This window comes from Terrabacter lapilli, assembly GCF_039531305.1.
GTDB classification, from domain to species: Bacteria; Actinomycetota; Actinomycetes; order Actinomycetales; family Dermatophilaceae; genus Terrabacter; species Terrabacter lapilli.
The window spans coordinates 59685-75472 of the sequence record NZ_BAAAPU010000011.1 but is presented as its reverse complement, the minus strand read 5'-3'; the positions used below and the strand labels follow the sequence as shown (position 1 = coordinate 75472).

General features: G+C 72.8%; 11 protein-coding genes. 7 read left to right on the top strand and 4 right to left on the bottom strand.

Annotated elements, in window-relative coordinates; genetic code table 11:
* Positions 1–10 precede the first annotated feature (10 nt).
* Entirely contained in the window at positions 11–1048 is a 1038-nt protein-coding gene (hisC, locus tag ABD241_RS17905) for a histidinol-phosphate transaminase (protein ID WP_425580846.1), read from the bottom strand.
* A 278-nt stretch (positions 1049–1326) separates the two neighbouring features.
* On the opposite strand from hisC, the gene ABD241_RS17900 reads away from it, so the two are divergent.
* From ABD241_RS17900 to ABD241_RS17885, 4 genes are all read left to right on the top strand, one after another.
* The gene (locus ABD241_RS17900) at positions 1327–2415 is read left to right on the top strand and encodes an ATP-dependent 6-phosphofructokinase (RefSeq protein WP_142181903.1); all 1089 of its coding nucleotides are present in this window, start codon (positions 1327–1329) and stop codon (positions 2413–2415) included.
* Between the two features lie 4 nt (positions 2416–2419).
* Entirely contained in the window at positions 2420–2797 is a 378-nt protein-coding gene (locus tag ABD241_RS17895) for a phage holin family protein (RefSeq protein WP_344065894.1), read from the top strand.
* A gap of 137 nt (positions 2798–2934) precedes the next feature.
* Complete coding sequence (locus ABD241_RS17890) at positions 2935–4131, top strand: exonuclease SbcCD subunit D (RefSeq protein ID WP_344065891.1); 1197 nt, start codon at positions 2935–2937, stop codon at positions 4129–4131.
* Position 4132: 1 nt separating this feature from the next.
* Complete coding sequence (locus ABD241_RS17885) at positions 4133–7126, top strand: AAA family ATPase (RefSeq protein ID WP_344065888.1); 2994 nt, start codon at positions 4133–4135, stop codon at positions 7124–7126.
* A gap of 88 nt (positions 7127–7214) precedes the next feature.
* Here the strand turns inward: ABD241_RS17885 and ABD241_RS17880 are convergent, their stop codons facing one another.
* Entirely contained in the window at positions 7215–8522 is a 1308-nt protein-coding gene (locus ABD241_RS17880; protein WP_344065885.1) for an MFS transporter, read from the bottom strand.
* Between the two features lie 8 nt (positions 8523–8530).
* A complete protein-coding gene (gene paaN, locus ABD241_RS17875) occupies positions 8531–10255 on the bottom strand; it encodes a phenylacetic acid degradation protein PaaN (protein ID WP_344065882.1) in 1725 nt (574 codons plus the stop codon).
* A gap of 103 nt (positions 10256–10358) precedes the next feature.
* Here paaN and ABD241_RS17870 point away from each other — a divergent pair, with 103 nt between their 5' ends.
* On the top strand, positions 10359–11639 hold the full coding sequence (locus ABD241_RS17870; protein WP_344065879.1) for a 3-hydroxyacyl-CoA dehydrogenase NAD-binding domain-containing protein: 1281 nt from the start codon (positions 10359–10361) through the stop codon (positions 11637–11639).
* Positions 11636–12091 (top strand): hydroxyphenylacetyl-CoA thioesterase PaaI, encoded by a 456-nt coding sequence (gene paaI / locus ABD241_RS17865; protein ID WP_344065876.1) that lies wholly within the window; start codon positions 11636–11638, stop codon positions 12089–12091. The genes ABD241_RS17870 and paaI overlap by 4 nt, the downstream gene beginning before the upstream one ends.
* Positions 12092–12507: 416 nt before the next feature.
* On the opposite strand, the gene ABD241_RS17860 is transcribed toward paaI, so the two are convergent.
* The gene (locus tag ABD241_RS17860) at positions 12508–14157 is read right to left on the bottom strand and encodes a DEAD/DEAH box helicase (RefSeq protein WP_344065873.1); all 1650 of its coding nucleotides are present in this window, start codon (positions 14155–14157) and stop codon (positions 12508–12510) included.
* Positions 14158–14553: 396 nt separating this feature from the next.
* Between ABD241_RS17860 and ABD241_RS17855 the strand changes: the two genes are divergently transcribed.
* Positions 14554–15687 carry a ScyD/ScyE family protein gene (locus tag ABD241_RS17855; protein ID WP_344065871.1) on the top strand — a complete coding sequence of 378 codons (1134 nt, stop codon included), beginning with the start codon at positions 14554–14556 and terminating at the stop codon, positions 15685–15687.
* Positions 15688–15788 lie beyond the last annotated feature (101 nt).

The window sequence follows — 15788 nt, the reverse complement described above, 5'->3', positions numbered from 1 at the left end:
CCCTGGTGTGTCAGCGGGGCCCGAAGCGCCCCGCCACCTCGATGAGGCGTGAGTTGGCCTCGACCTCGCCGATCGTGACCCGCACGCCGTCGTCGCCGTACTGCCGGACGGTCAGCCCGGCCTCGCCACAGGCCTGCGAGAACGCCGTCGACTCGGCGCCCAGCGGGAACCAGACGAAGTTCGCGTCCGAGCGCGGCAGCTGCCACCCCTGGTCGGCGAGCGCCTGAGCCACCCGCTCGCGCTCGGCGACAAGGCTCTCGACGCGCTCCTCGAGCTCGTCGAAGGCGTCGAGCGAGGCGATGGCGGCCACCTGCGCGACCGAGTTCACGCCGAAGGGCGTGGCCGTCTTGCGCAGGGCAGCGGCGACCGGCGGGTGCGCGACGGCATACCCGACGCGCAGGCCGGCGAGGCCGTACGCCTTGGAGAAGGTGCGCAGGACCACGACGTTGGGGCGGTCCCGCCAGACCTCCAGCCCCCGCACCGCCTCGGGGTCGCGGACGAACTCGACGTACGCCTCGTCCACCACGACGATGACGTCCCGCGGGACGCGGTCGAGGAACGCCTCGAGCTCGGCCTGGTGGACGCACGGCCCGGTCGGGTTGTTCGGGGTGCAGACGAGGACGACGCGGGTGCGCTCCGTGATGGCGGCGAGCATCGCGTCGAGGCGGTGACGGGCCTGGTCGTCGAGGCCGACCATCACGGGCTGGGCGCCGGCCAGCAGCGTGACGATCGGGTAGGCCTCGAAGGAGCGCCACGCGAAGACGACCTCGTCGCCGGCGTCGCAGGCCGCGTTGACGATCTGGGCGAGCACCGCCACCGAGCCGGTGCCCGTCGCGAGGCACTCGGCCGGCACGTCGAGCGCCTTGGCCAGCCTCTCGGTCAGCGCCGTCACCGCCATGTCGGGGTAGCGGTTCACCGTCGTCGCCGCGTCCTCGATCGCCGCGAGCACCGACGGGAGCGGACCGTAGGGGTTCTCGTTGGAGGAGAGCTTGTATGCCGTCACGCCCGCCGGCGCCGACGCGGGCTTGCCGGGCTTGTAGTCGGGCATCTGCGCCAGGACGTCACGGAGGCGGACGGTGGCCTCGCCGGCCTGCGGGACGGCATACGACTCGCGCGGGGTCGCGTCCTCGGTCACGCTGTCGGGGAGGTTGTCGGCCGTGGCGTCGGCGGTGTCGCTCATACCCGCACTGTAGAGGCAGTGTCCATGCGCACGACCGGCCCATGGACACTTCACTGACGCAGACCCCACCGTGTGGCTAGGCTCACATCGTCGCGTCAGAGCCGCCTCGACACCTTCTGCCTGCCCACTCTCTCGAAAGTCAGATCATGCGCATCGGCATCCTCACCGGGGGCGGGGACTGTCCCGGCCTCAACGCCGTCATCCGGGGCGCGACCCGCGCCGCCGAGGTCACCTACGACAGCACCGTCATCGGCTTCCGCAACGCCTGGCGCGGAGTCATGGACAACGACTACGAGATCCTCGACGTCGACCGGTGCCGGGGCATCCTGCCCCTCGGCGGCACGATCCTCGGCACGAGCCGCGACCAGCCCTTCGCGCACGAGGACGGGCTCAAGCGGGTCCGCAAGGCCTACGACCGGCACGGCCTCGACGCCATCATCGGCATCGGCGGTGAGGGCTCGATGGGTGTGCTGAACCGCCTGCACGAGAACGGTTTTCCCGTCGTCGGCGTGCCGAAGACGATCGACAACGACATCTCCCTGACCGAGATGACGTTCGGCTTCCAGACGGCCGTGCAGATCTGCACCGACGCCATCGACCGGCTCCACACCACCGCCGAGTCGCACCACCGCGTCCTCGTCGTCGAGGTGATGGGCCGCCACGTCGGCCACATCGCCACCTGGTCGGGCCTCGCCGGCGGCGCCGCGATCACCCTCGTGCCCGAGGACCCGTTCGACATCGAGGAGGTGTGCGAGCGGATCGTCCACCGGCACAAGAAGGGGCGGTTCGCCACGATCGTCGTCGTGGCGGAGGGCGCCCTGCCGCGACCCGGGAGCTTCGTCATCCCGGCGCCCGAGGTCGACAAGTACGGCCACCAGATCCTCGGCGGCATCGGCTCGCTCCTGGCGCGCGAGATCCAGGGCCGCACCGGCATCGAGAGCCGCATGACCGCGCTCGGCCACATCCAGCGCGGCGGCTCCCCCGTCGCGTTCGACCGGGTGCTCGGGACCCGCTTCGGCGTCGCCGCCGTCGAGGCCGCGCTCGACGGCGCATGGGGCCAGATGGTCGCGCTGCAGCGGGGTCGCATCGAGCGCGTGCCGATCGGCGACGCCATCAGCTCACTCAAGACGGTCGAGCCGGACCTGCTGCGCCTCAACGACATGTTCCAGCCGCGCATCCCCGGCGACGAGCACCCCGGCCTTCCCGTGGATTCGGCTGCCCGCGTGGAACACTGAGCGCATGCTCATCAACTTCGCGTTGCAGACGGTCATCAACGCCGTCGCCCTCTGGGTGGCGGCGTGGGCCATCCCGGGCATCACCTTCGGCGGTGGGTCGACCGCTCAGGTCCTCAAGACCGTCATCATCGTGGCGCTGATCTTCGGCATCGTGAACGTCTTCATCAAGCCGCTCCTCAAGCTGATCTCGCTGCCGCTGATCATCCTGACGCTCGGGCTGTTCGTCTTCATCGTCAATGCCCTGGTGCTCGAGCTGACGTCGTGGCTGGCGGGCAAGCTAGACCTCGCCTTCCACGTGGAGCACTTCTTCTGGGACGCGATCTTCGGCGCGCTCATCGTCACCTTCGTCTCGATGCTGCTGAGCTTCATCAAGACCGACTGAGCGGCCTCGGCTGGGGCCGTGAGCCCGCCTTCCGCGCGGAAGGCGGGCTCACGGCATACCGCAGCGGGCGGCGCCCGCTCCAGCCTCGTCGGGGTGTCGGCTGTGGCGCTGTCGGCGCCTCGTCCTACCGTCGTGGCATGCGGTTGCTCCACACCTCCGACTGGCACCTCGGGCGCACGCTCCACGGCGTGAACCTCCACGAGGCGCAGACGGCCGTGCTCGAGCGCATCTGCGAGCTCGTCGAGGACCCACCCGACGGCATCCCCGTCGATGCCGTGCTCATCGCAGGTGACGTCTACGACCGGGGCGTCCCGCCGGTGGAGTCGGTGCAGCTATTCGAGTGGACGCTGTCGCGCCTGTCCGCGGTGACCACGGTGGTCGTCACGTCGGGCAACCACGACTCGGCCATCCGCCTCGGCTACGGCGCCGGCCTCTTCCGCGACAGCATCCGCATGGTCACCGACCTCGGCCAGCTCGACCTGCCGGTGCTCCTCGAGGGCACCGACGGGGTGCGGGCCGCCGTCTACGGCATCCCCTACCTCGACCCCGACCACGCGCGCGTCGCGCTGGCGGGCGGGGGCGCGCCGCTGCCGCGGTCGCACCAGGCGGTCGTGGGCGCCGCGTGCGAGCGCATCCGGGCCGACCTCGCCGAGCGGCCGGGGGTGCGCTCGGTCGTGCTCGCGCACGCGTTCGTCGCCGGTGCCGAGCCGAGCGACTCGGAGCGGTCGATCATGGTCGGCGGCGTCGACCGCGTGGCCGGCACCGTCTTCGCCGGCATCGACTACGCCGCGCTCGGCCACCTCCACGGCCCGCAGGCGCCGGAGTCGGCGGAGGGCTCGGTCGTGCGCTACTCCGGCTCGCCGCTGCGCTACTCCTTCTCCGAGCAGGACCACACCAAGGTCGTGCTCCTCGTCGACCTCGACGACTCGGGCCCGGCCCGCGTCACCCCGGTCGAGATCGCCCAGCCGCGGGCCATGGCCACGCTGCGCGGACGCCTCGAGGAGCTGCTCGAGTCGCCCCACTTCGCGGGTGCCGAGGAGTGCTGGGTCCGGGTCACCGTCACCGATCGGGTGCGGCCCGACTCCCTGATGGACCGCCTCAAGTCCCGGTTCCCCCACGCCCTGCAGGTCTTCCACGAGCCCGAGGGTGCCGTCGAGCGCGGCCGAGCCGGCACGACCGCGGTGAGCGAGCGCGACGCGAGAGAGCTCGGCGCCGACTTCATCGCCTACGTCACCAAGACCGAGGCCAGCACCGGCGAGGTCGACGTCTTCGAGGCCGGCTACGAGTCCGCGGTCAGGGCCCAGCACCTGGCCGAGGCGCAGGAGGTGGCGTGACGTGCAGCTGCACCACCTGTCCATGACGGCCATCGGACCGTATGCCGGCACCGAGGTCATCGACTTCACCACCGTCGGGCGCGCCGGGCTCTTCCTGCTCGAGGGCCCCACCGGAGCGGGCAAGTCGACGATCATCGACGCCATCACCTTCGCCCTCTACGGCAAGGTGGCCCAGGCCTCCGCCGACGTCGAGCGCATCCACTCCCACCACGCCGACCCGCGCGCCGTGCCCGTCGTCGTCCTCGTCTTCGAGACCCAGTCGGGCATCTACCGCGTGCAGCGCACGCCGCGCTTCGAGCGACCGAAGTCCCGAGGCGCCGGCACCACCGTGCAGCAGCCGACGATCAAGCTGTGGCGGCTGCAGACCCCCGACGACCTCGAGGGCGGCGAGCTGCTCTCGACCAACATCGGCGACTGCGACGACGAGATCACCCGCGCCGTGGGCCTGACCCGCGACCAGTTCGTGCAGACCGTGATCCTGCCGCAGGGCGAGTTCGCCACCTTCCTGCGGGCCCGCTCCGAGGACAAGGGCAAGCTCCTCGAGAAGGTCTTCGGTACCGCCTTCTTCCGCCGCGTCCAGGAGCAGGTCGTCGAGGCCGGACGCCTCGCCCAGGCCCGGCGCCAGTCGGCCGTCGACGAGATCCGGATGGCCGTGCACGCCCTCGCCGTCTCGGCCGGGCTCGAGGCCGAGCGCCGTGAGGCGCTCGAGTCGCTCAGCCGCACCTCCCCCGAGGCCCTCGAGGCCGAGCTGGCGCAGGTCGTCGACGAGCTGACCACCCGCGAGCGGCACGCGCGCAAGGCGAGCCGCGAGGCCATCGAGACCCACAAGCAGATGGCCGACATGGTGGGCGACGCCCGGCTGCGCATGCAGCGCCGCGAGCGCCTCCAGCAGCTGCAGCAGCAGGAGCACGACCTCGGCAAGCAGGCCGTGCGCTTCGCCGAGCTGCGCGCCGAGGTCGAGCGGGCCAACCAGGCCCAGCCGGTCGCCGGGGCCGTGCGCACCCTGGCCCAGTCCGAGGCGCACCTGCGCGCTGCCGAGACGAGGCTGCGCCGGGCTCGCGAAGTCGTCGACCCGGCGCTGCGCGACCGTGGCCCAGCCGCCCTGCGCGAGGCCGCGGCCCAGGCCCGCGAGGTGGTCGGCTCCCTCACCGGCGCCATCGCGCTCGAGGGTGCTCTTGCCGGCCGCGTCGCCGAGCTGGCGCAGCTGCGCGACCGGCTCGGGCGACTCCGCCAGTCGGCGGGAGTCGTGACGACCGAGCTGCAGGCCCTCCCCCAGACGATCGCGACGCACGAGGCGGCGCTGACCGAGGCTCGGCGGGTCGCGGCCCTGCTCGACGGGCGCACGAGCGAGGGCGAGCGTGCGCGAGACCGGCTCGAGGCCGCCGTGGCGCACGAGGCGGCAGCGACGCGCGTGCCGGGCGCGGAGGCTGCTGCCGCCGAGGCACTGTCGGCCGTGGCCACGGCCGAGACGTCGCTCGCTGCACTGCGACGGGCGCGCATCGAGGGCATCGCCGGCGAGCTCGGGCTCTCCCTCGCCGACGGCGACCCGTGCCCGGTGTGCGGCTCCGTCGAGCACCCGTCCCCCGCCCGTCCCACACTCGACGCCGTCACACCCGAGCAGATCGAGGCCGAGGAGCTTCGGGTCACCGGCCTGCGTGACCGGGCCGCCCGCACCACCGACGCGCTGGCGACGCTGCGCTCGGAGGTCCGCGAGCTGGCGGCCCGCTGCGACGGGCTCGACGTCTCCACCGCGCGCAGCCGGGCCGAGACCGCGGCCCGCGACCTCGCGGAGTCCGTGCGGGCCAGATCCGACGTCGGGGCCGTCGTGGCCCGGGTGGCCGAGCTGCGCGCCCGCGTCGACGACCTCACCGCGGAGGCGAGCCGGCTCGGCGCCGAGCTCGCCCGCACGGAGCAGTCGGTCGTCGACCTCGACACCCGCACCGCCGAGGAGATGCGGCTCGTCGAGCAGGCCCGCGACGGTCACCCGAGCGTCGCGGCGCGGCGCGACGTCCTCGTCACGACCGCCGCCCGTATCGACGACCTCGTCGAGGCGCTCGGCCAGCGTGACGTCGCCGCCGCGGCCGTGGCCGAGGACACCGCCGCGCGCGACGCCGACCTGGCACAGTTCGGCTTCGCCGACGTCGAGGAGTGGATGGCGGCCAACCGCGGCACCGAGTGGATCAGCGCCAAGACGCGCGAGATCGCCGAGTTCGAGCGCGCCTGCACCCAGGTGCGTGCGGGGCTGAGCGGTCCCGAGCTGGCCGACGTGCAGCTCGACGCGCTCTTCGACGACATCGACCAGCTCGAGGCCCTGGCCGCCGCCGCCAAGAAGGACATGGAGGCGGCCAGCAACGAGCACGGCAGTCTGCGCGACCAGGTGGCACGCACCAAGAGCCGGGTGTCCGACATCCGCGAGGCGCTCGCCCGCAACGCCGCGGTCATCGCCGAGACCGCCGACGCCGTCCGTGTGGGCCAGCTCGTCGCCGGCAACGGCGACAACCAGCTCAACCTCGACCTGGCCAAGTACGTCCTCATCCGCCGCTTCACCGAGGTGCTCTCGGCCGCCAACACCGAGCTCGCCCGGTTCTCGGGCGGCCGCTACACCCTCGAGCACACCGACGCCAAGAAGGGCAACGCCAAGTCGGGTCTCGGCGTGCGGGTCCACGACATGCACACCAACCAGGTCCGCGAGGTCGGCACCCTCTCCGGCGGCGAGACCTTCTACGTCTCCCTGTCCCTCGCCCTGGCCCTGGCCGAGGTCGTCCGCGCCGAGTCCGGCGGCGTCGACCTCGGCACCCTCTTCGTCGACGAGGGCTTCGGCACCCTCGACCCCGACGTCCTCGACGACGTCATGCACACCCTCGAGGGCCTGCGCGAGGGTGGCCGGACCGTCGGCATCGTCAGCCACGTCAGCGAGCTGAAGTCCCGCGTCGCCGACCGCATCGAGGTCGTGGTCAAGCCCGACCGCACCAGCACGCTGCGCATCACCGCCTGAGCGTGCGGCAGCCGGAGTCGGTGCGGAGCCAGCCGCCGGCCGCGCCGACCGCGAGGGCGCGCCGAGCGGGCCGGCGTCCGCGAGGATCTCAGCCGGCGTCCGTGCCGAGCCGAGGCTTGCGGCGCACGCGACGCCGGGCCGCGCCGACCACGACGATGACGACGCCGACCAGCGCCGCGCCGGCCGCGAGGTCGGCGTAGCCGAGGGAGCCGACGACGATCCCGGCGACCACCCCGCCGGCGGCACCGGCGAGCCCCATCAGCACGTCGGCCAACCCCTGCGCCGCCGGGCGTTCGTCGGTCGTCACGACCGCGGTCAGCAGCGTCGAGCCCGAGACGAGCGTGCACGACCAGCCGACCCCGAGCAGGAAGAGCGCCACGAGCAACAGGCCCGACCAGCCGGCCTGCGACCGGGCCGCGAGCGACGCGGCCAGGGTCAGCACGACACCACCGGTCATCGCCACGGGCGGGGCGCCCCACCGGTCGACGGCCGAGCCGACGAGCGGCGACAGGGCGTACATGCCGAGGATGTGCACCGAGATGACGAAGCCGATCACCTCGAGCTCGGCGTGACCGTGCTGCATGTGGATCGGCGTCATCACCATGACGCTCACCATGACGAGGTGGCCCAGGGCCATGACGAGCATCGCCCGGAGCGCGGCGGGGTTGGCGCGGACGACCGCCAGGCCGCGCCGCATCGAGCCGTCGTGGTTCGGTGCCTCGTGGACGCCGCCGGCGAGCCTGCTTTCCTCGAGGTCGGCGGCGTCGAACGCCCGCGCGGTCAGCAGCGGGTCGGGCCGCAGCAGCCGGTCGACCACGAGCCACGCCAGCATGAACCCGACGAGCGAGAAGACGAAGGTGCCCGCGAGCTCGGGCAGCCCGACGGCCTGGGCCAGGGCCTTGCCCGGCCCCACGAGGTTCGGGCCGGCGACGGAGCCGATCGTCGTGGCCCACACCACGATGGAGAGGTCACGCCCACGGTGGGCGGGGCTCGCGAGGTCGGCGGCGGCATACCTCGTCTGGTTGTTGGCGGTCGTGCCCCCGCCGAAGAGGAACATCCCGACGACGAAGAGCGGGAACGACCGCACCACGGCGGCGGCGAGCACGAGGCCCGCGCCGACGAAGGCGACCGAGAGCCCCAGCCGCAGCCCGACGCGGCGGCCCCTGGCGGCCGTCGCCCGCGCGACCGGGATCGTCAGCAACGCCGTGCCGAGCACCTGCGAGGTCGTGCCGAAGCCGGCCAGCGCCTCCGTGCCGCTCAGGTCCTCGGCGAGCAGGGCGCCGACGGCGATGCCGCTGGCCATGCCCACGCCGCCGAGGACCTGCGACAGGACCAGCGTGCGCACGACCTTGCGCTGGACGGTGGCCCGCTCCACGGCGCCAGGAGCGGGGGTCATCATCCGGCTCACACGTGACGGCGCGACGTGATGACGCGGAAGCGGTTCGCGACGAAGGCCGCGTCGGTGTAGGCGGCGTTCGCGGCGGGGTTGGCCCCCGTGCCGTGGAAGTCGGAGAAGGCGGCCGTCTGGTTGACGAAGATCTGCCCCGTGAGGTTCTCGGACAGCGCTACCCCGCCCGCGGCGGCGGCCTCCCTGGCCGCCTCTAGCACGTCCTCGCTCGTCGAGTAGACAGCGGCTGTCATGGCGCCGTGCTCGCGCACCGTGTCGGCGAGCTGCGCGAGCGACTGCTCGGTCGACGCGGTCCTGATGAGGAAGCCGACCGGGCCGAAGCACTCCCGGGTGTAGACGTCCTCGCGGGCCACGTCGACGGCGACGAGGCCGGGTGCGCGCACGACGGCGTCAGGCCAGCCGGGGTGCGACACACGGCGCGAGTCGAGGACGACCCGGCCGCCTGCGTCCTCGGCGATGGTGGCCAGCGCGTCGGCGTTGCCGCGCACCTGGTCGTTGACCGTCGCGCCGAGCAGCTCGACCGCCTTTGCGTCGTCGCCGGTGAGCCGGCCCACAGCAGCGGCGAGGCGGTCGCCGAACTCGTCGAAGGACAGGTGCCCCTCGTCGGTGTCGATGCCGCCCTCGGGGACGTAGAGGTTCTGCGGCGCCGTGCACATCTGCCCGGAGTAGAGGGTGAGGCTGAAGGCGAGGTTGCCCAACGTCCCCCTCAGGTCGTCGGTGGAGTCGACGACGATCGAGTTGAGGCCGGCCTTCTCGGTGTAGACGAGCTTGCCGTGCGCCGCCGCCGACTCCTCGAGCCAGGCGCCGAAGGCAGGGCCGCCGGTGTAGTCGATGATCGCGACCTCGTCGCGCTCGGCGAGCGTCCTGGCCAGGCCCTGCCCGTCCGCCTCGGCCGCCAGCTGCACGAGCGCCGGGTCGAAGCCGGCCTCGGCGAGCACCTCACGCGCGACCTCGACCGAGATGGCGAGCGGCAGCACGGCGCGCGGGTGCGGCTTGATCACGACCGGGTTGCCGGTGACGAGCGAGGCGAAGATGCCGGGGTAGGCGTTCCACGTCGGGAAGGTGTTGCAGCCGATGACGAGCGCCACGCCGCGCGGCACGATGCGGTAGTCCTTCTGCATCCGGGTCGGCGCCGGCTTGCCCTCGCGGTCACGCCCGGGCTTCTCCCACACGACCGACTCCGGCACGCGCTCCTGCTCGACGAGGCCGGCCGCGATCGCCTCGACCGCCCGGTCCTGGGCGTGCGGCCCGCCGGCCTGGAACGACATGACGAACGGCTGGCCCGACGTGTGCATGACGGCGTTGGCCAGCTCGAAGCTGCGCTTGTTGATGCGGTCGACGACCTCGACGCACACCGCGGCCCGCACCTGGGGACCGGCGTCGCGCCAGGCCGGGATCGCGGCGCGCGCCGCCGCCAGGCCCGCGTCGAGGTCCAGTGCCGGGTAGGTGACGCCGAGCTCTGGGCCGTAGGGCGAGACCTCGCTGCCCACGAAGGTGCCGTCGGTGGGCTGGCTCGACAGGGCGGCATACGGCCTCCCGAGGTGCGCCTCGTGGGCCTTCAGGCCCTCGGCGGCGGCCGACTCGCCGTAGACGCGGGGGCTCGGGGACTCGGGGTAGCGGGAGTACCAGGAGCGACTCGCCAGGGCCTGACGGATCTCGTCGAGGACTCCCGCGTGCGCGTCGAGCAGGGGGTGGGTGGGCGTCGTTGCCGGTGCAGTCACGCGACGATGCTAAGCCCCGGACGCGCCGCTGCCGTATGCCGTGGCGCAGGCTCCCCGTCGCCCACCGCGCACACCCGCGCGGGCAGCAGGCAGGATGGCGGGCATGGACACGGACGTCAGGGAACCCGGCGGGTCACGAGCCGCCGAGCGCACGGACGGGCACACCGACGAGGAGGCCGCGCGGCACGACGATGCGATGAGAGCGGCGTCGGCCTTCGGACCCGTCGGCGTCATCGGCGCCGGGGCCATGGGCGCCGGCATCGCCCAGGTCGCGGCCACCGCCGGGCACGCGGTGACCCTCGTCGACGTGGCGCCGGGTGCGGCCGCAGCCGCCGTCGAGAAGGTCGGGGGCGCGCTCTCCCGGCTCGTCGACAAGGGCCGGATGCCGGCCGACCACGCCACGGCGGTGCTCGCCCGCATCACCGCCGCTCAGTCGCTGCGGGACCTGCCGAACTGCGGCCTGGTCATCGAGGCCGTGCCCGAGGACCTCGGGCTCAAACGCGGCATCTTCGCCGAGCTGGCCGATCTGCAGCCCTCGACGACGGTGCTCGCGACGAACACCTCGAGCATCGACATCGACGACATCGCCGCCGACGTCGCCGACCCCGAGCGCGTGCTCGGGCTGCACTTCTTCAACCCGCCGCCCGTCATGGCGCTCGTCGAGGTCGTCCACGGCGAGCGCACCGCGCCGGCCTACGTCGAGCACGCCGTGGCGCTGGTCGCCGCGTGGGGCAAGACGCCGGTGCGGTGCAGCTCGACGCCCGGCTTCATCGTCAACCGGGTCGCGCGGCCCTTCTACGGAGAGGCGCAGCGCATCGTCGAGAGCGGCATCGCCGATCCCGCGACGGTCGACTGGATCCTGCGCGAGCGTGGTGGCTTCCCGATGGGCCCGCTCGAGCTGACCGACTTCATCGGCCAGGACGTGAACCTCGCCGTCGGCACCTCCGTGTGGGAGCAGACCGGCCGCGACGAGCGCTACGCGCCCACGGAGTTCCAGCGGGGGCTGGTCGAGGCCGGCCGCCTCGGCCGGAAGTCGGGCCGGGGCGTCTACGCGTACGCCGCCGACGGCTCGGTCGAGGGTGCGCAGCCCGACCTCGAGCTGGCGGAGCGCCTCGTCGGGGGCCCGGTCGCCACGGACCCACTGGCCCGGACCCTGGCGATGCTCGTCAACGAGGCCGTCGACCTCGTGGCTCGGGGCGAGGCGAGTGCCGACGACGTCGACACCGCGATGCGGCTCGGCACCCGCTACCCGAAGGGCCCGATCGCCTGGGGACGGGAGCTCGGGTTCGACCGCGTGGCGCGGTGGGTCGCCGAGCTCGACGCGGCCTACCCGGGCGGCCGCTACCGGCCGAGTCCCGCCCTGACCGACGGGAGCCTCACGTGAGCGAGACCTCGGTGGCGGACGGCACGGGTGGCGAGGGCGACGACCCGGGGGCCGGTGTCGCCTTCGCCCGGCAGATGTGGGCCGACGACGAGGCCTCCCGCCGCCTCGGCATGGCGGCCGTCCTCGTCGAGCAGGACCACGCCGTGGTGCGGATGGCGATCCGCGACGACATGGTCAACGGGCACGCCATCTGTCACGGCGGCTACATCTTCACCCTGGCCGACTCGTGCTTCGCGCTCGCCTGCAACTCGCGGGGGCGCCTCACGGTGGCAGCCGGGGCCGACATCTCGTTCACCGCGCCGGGCCGGCTCGGTGACGTGCTCGTGGCCGAGGGACAGGTCCGCTCGGCGTTCGGCCGCAGCGGGATCACCGACGTCACGGTGAAGCGCGAGTCCGACGGCCAGATCATCGCCGAGTTCCGCGGCCGCAGCCGCACCCTCACCCGCCCCTGACCCACCCGTCGAAAGGCCAGCTGTGGTCGGGTGCACACCGTCGAAAGGCCACGAGTGGTCGGGTGCGCACCGTCGAAAGGCCACCTGTGGTCGGGTGCACACCGTCGAAAGGCCACGCGTGGTCAGGTACACACCGTCGAGAGGCCACCTGTGGTCGGGTGCACACCGTCGAAAGGCCACGCGTGGTCAGGTGCCCACCGTCGAAAGGCCACGCGTGGTCAGGTGCCCACCGTCGAGAGGCCAAACCTCGCGACGAGAGTTGGCCCCTCGACCTTTACGAGGCGGCCACACGTGGCCTCTCGACCTTTACGAGGCGGCCACACGTGGCCTCTCGACGGTTGAGGGGCGGCCACACGTGGCCTCTCGACGGTTGAGGGGCGGCCACACGTGGCCTCTCGACGGTTGAGGGGTTGGGGTCAGCGGGAGCGGCGGCTGCCGGCGCGGGTGCCAGCGGAGAACGCCGCGGCGCTTCCGCCGCTGCTCGTCGAGTAGACGGTGGTGGAGCCGCCACGGCGGCCGGAGCCGCCACCACTGCCGGCGCCGCCGGACCGGCGACCGCCGGTCTGGCCCTCGCCGCCCTGACCGGCGCGGCCGCGGCCCGCGCCGCGTCCGCCGGAGCGACCGGCGCCGCGGGCGCCACCGCCCTGCGCGTCGGAGCCCTGGTCACCACGACCACGACCGCGGCCACCCTCGCTCGGGCCGCGTCCGCTCTCGGGAGCCGGCCGACCGGAGCCACCGGCGCCGCTGCTGCTGCTGCCACGGCCACGACCACGGCCACGGCCGCGACCGGAGCCGCCGCCCGCACCGCCGCCGGACGCGCTGCCCGACGCACTGCCGGAGCCGGCACGCGAGCCACCGCGGGCCGGAGCCTCCTCGCGGACGAGGCCACCGGCATACGACCGCTCACCGGGGGCCAGCTCCGTGAGCAGCGGGTGGCCGAGCTGCACGCGCGTCGTGGTCGGCTTGATGCCGGCCTTGCGCGTCAGGTCGCGCACGTCGCGCACCTGCTCGTCGAGCATCATCGTGACGACCGTGCCGTCGTTGCCGGCGCGGGCGGTGCGGCCCGAGCGGTGGAGGTACGCCTTGTGCTCGACCGGCGGGTCGGCGTGGATCACGAGCGCGACGTCGTCGACGTGGATGCCGCGGGCCGCGATGTCGGTCGCGACGAGCGTCTGGGCCCGGCCCGAGTGGAAGTCGTCCATGTTGCGCGTGCGGGCACCCTGGCTGAGGTTGCCGTGCAGCTCGACGGCCGGAACTCCCGAGGCGTTGAGCTGCTTGGCGAGCTTCTTGGCCCGGTGCTTGGTGCGCGTGAAGACGACCTTGCGACCGGGGGCCGCGGTGAGGTCGAGGATGACCGGCAGGTGCGAGCCGTTGTCGACGTGGAGCACGTGGTGGCTCATCGTCGAGACCGGCGACTGGGCCGAATCGGCCTCGTGCGTCACGGGATTGGTGAGGAAGCGCTTGACGAGCACGTTGATCGCGCCGTCGAGCGTCGCCGAGAAGAGCAATCGCTGGCCCTTCTGGGGCGTCTTCTCCATGATCCGGCGCACGCCGGGCAGGAAGCCGAGGTCGGCCATGTGGTCGGCCTCGTCGAGGACCGTGATCTCGATGTCGTCGAGGAAGACGTGGCCCTGCTGCATGAGGTCCTCGAGCCGCCCCGGGCAGGCGACGACGACGTCGACACCGGCTCGAAGGCCCTGGACCTGGGGGTTCTGGCCGACGCCCCCGAAGATCGTGAGCGACGTGAGGCCGAGCGGCTGGGCGAGCGGCGCCAGGGCCGCGTCGATCTGCGTCGCGAGCTCACGCGTCGGCGCGAGGATCAGCGCACGGGGACGCCGAGGCTGGCGACGCCGCCCCGACTCCGACAGCCGGGTCAGCAGCGGGAGCAGGAACGCGTACGTCTTGCCGGAGCCGGTGCGTCCACGACCGAGGACGTCGCGCCCGGCCATGGAGTCGGGCAGCGTCGCTGCCTGGATGGGCGTGGGGGTGGTGATGCCGAGGCCGTCGAGGATCGAGACGACGCTGGCAGGGACGCCGAGAACGGCGAAGTTCGTGTCAGTGGACACAGGCAGGCACTCCAATAAGTGGAAGAGGTCGTTCTGCCCGGCGCGAGGGGCCTCAGCGGTGAGGGGTCGCGGCGCAAGAGCGAATCGACGGGGCCGGCGAGACTGCGCCAGGCCAAGAAGAAGCGACCCGAGGCAGAACTGGGCGGGCCGCTGATGACCATGGTACCCGGCTTCGGCGCCCGACGCGTACACACCCCCCGGCCGGGGGTGGGCGCGGGGGTGGGCGCAAGGACTTTCCGAGCGTTCCCGGTCATACGCCGTCAACCGCCTCGCCAGTTCGCGTAATCCTGTGACGGTCCTCACCCCGGTCCGTAGCGTCGAAAGGTCGACGTCGCCGCGACGCCGCGAGAGCGCACCGAACCGGCGCTCTCAAGGGACAAGACACAAAGGACACTCATGACGAGCAAGCTGCACACCATCACCGCGGTCGTAGCCTCCTGCACGACGGCCGTCGCGCTCAGCGCCGTGACGGCATCCAGCGCCTCCGCCCACGCCTCCGGGGACGGACCGGCGCACTCGCCGAAGGTGCTCAACAACAAGGTCATCGCGCCCTTCGGGATGTCGATCTCGGGGCAGGACGTCTGGTACACCGACGGTTTCCTCGGAACCGTCAACAAGATCTCGAAGGGGACCGACACCGTCGTCACGAAGGGACCGCAGTCGGAGGTCGCCGGCATCGCCGTGATCCGCGGAGGCAACACCTATGCCTTCACCTCGTCGAACGACGACCACAGCGCCACCTCGCTGACGATCCGGAGCAAGGGACGGCCCGACGTCGTCGCCGACCTCAGCGGATACGAGAAGAGAGTCAACCCCGACAAGCGCTACACCTACGGCGTGGTCGCCGGCGGGAAGAGCTGCGCACCGGGCGAGCTCGATGCGTACTTCATGAAGATGGGCGGAGTCCCCGCGACGTACCGAGGACAGGTCGACTCCCACCCGTATGCCGTCGCCTACCTCGGCGACGGGGCGTGGGCCGTGGCCGATGCGGGGGGCAACGACATCCTCCGTGTCGACAGCCGGGGACACGTCTCGACGATCGCCGTCCTGCCGCCCCAGCCGGTGACCCTCACGGCCAAGCAGGTCGCCGCCCTCGGCGGACCCTCGTGCCTCGCCGGGGCGAGGTTCAACTTCGAGGCGGTCCCCACGGACGTGCAACGCGGCGAGGACGGCCGGCTCTGGGTCTCGACGCTTCCCGGCGGTCCGGAGGACCCGAGCCTCGGGGCGCGCGGCTCGGTCTACACAGTCAACCCGTGGAAGCACTCGACCAACCGGGTTGCCACCGGCTTCCTGGGCGCCACCAACCTCGCTCTCGGTGACGACGGCGCCGTCTACGTCGCCGAGCTGTTCGCCGGCAAGGTCACGAGGCTCAACCACGGGCACCGGTCCACCGTCGTGACCACCGCCCGCCCGCTCTCGGTCGAGGTCCAGGGCGACTGGCTCTACGTCGGCACTCTGGCGGACATCTCCTTCGGCCCGGGCGCGCCGACGGTCAAGGCCCCGGGCAGCATCACGAGGTACCACCTCTGACCTGACCCGCGGCATACGTCCACCGCCGACCGAGGGTGGACGACAGGCGCCCCTGGCGATCCGGCCCGGGGCGCCTGTCGGCCAAGCGTGTCCGGCGTGTC

Coding starts and splice junctions, on each gene's coding strand:
- hisC (WP_425580846.1), bottom strand. CDS start 1,048: ATGCCCGACTACAAGCCCGGCAAGCCCGCGTCGGCGCCGGCGGGCGTG.
- ABD241_RS17900 (WP_142181903.1), top strand. CDS start 1,327: ATGCGCATCGGCATCCTCACCGGGGGCGGGGACTGTCCCGGCCTCAAC.
- ABD241_RS17895 (WP_344065894.1), top strand. CDS start 2,420: ATGCTCATCAACTTCGCGTTGCAGACGGTCATCAACGCCGTCGCCCTC.
- ABD241_RS17890 (WP_344065891.1), top strand. CDS start 2,935: ATGCGGTTGCTCCACACCTCCGACTGGCACCTCGGGCGCACGCTCCAC.
- ABD241_RS17880 (WP_344065885.1), bottom strand. CDS start 8,522: ATGACCCCCGCTCCTGGCGCCGTGGAGCGGGCCACCGTCCAGCGCAAG.
- ABD241_RS17870 (WP_344065879.1), top strand. CDS start 10,359: ATGGACACGGACGTCAGGGAACCCGGCGGGTCACGAGCCGCCGAGCGC.
- ABD241_RS17855 (WP_344065871.1), top strand. CDS start 14,554: ATGACGAGCAAGCTGCACACCATCACCGCGGTCGTAGCCTCCTGCACG.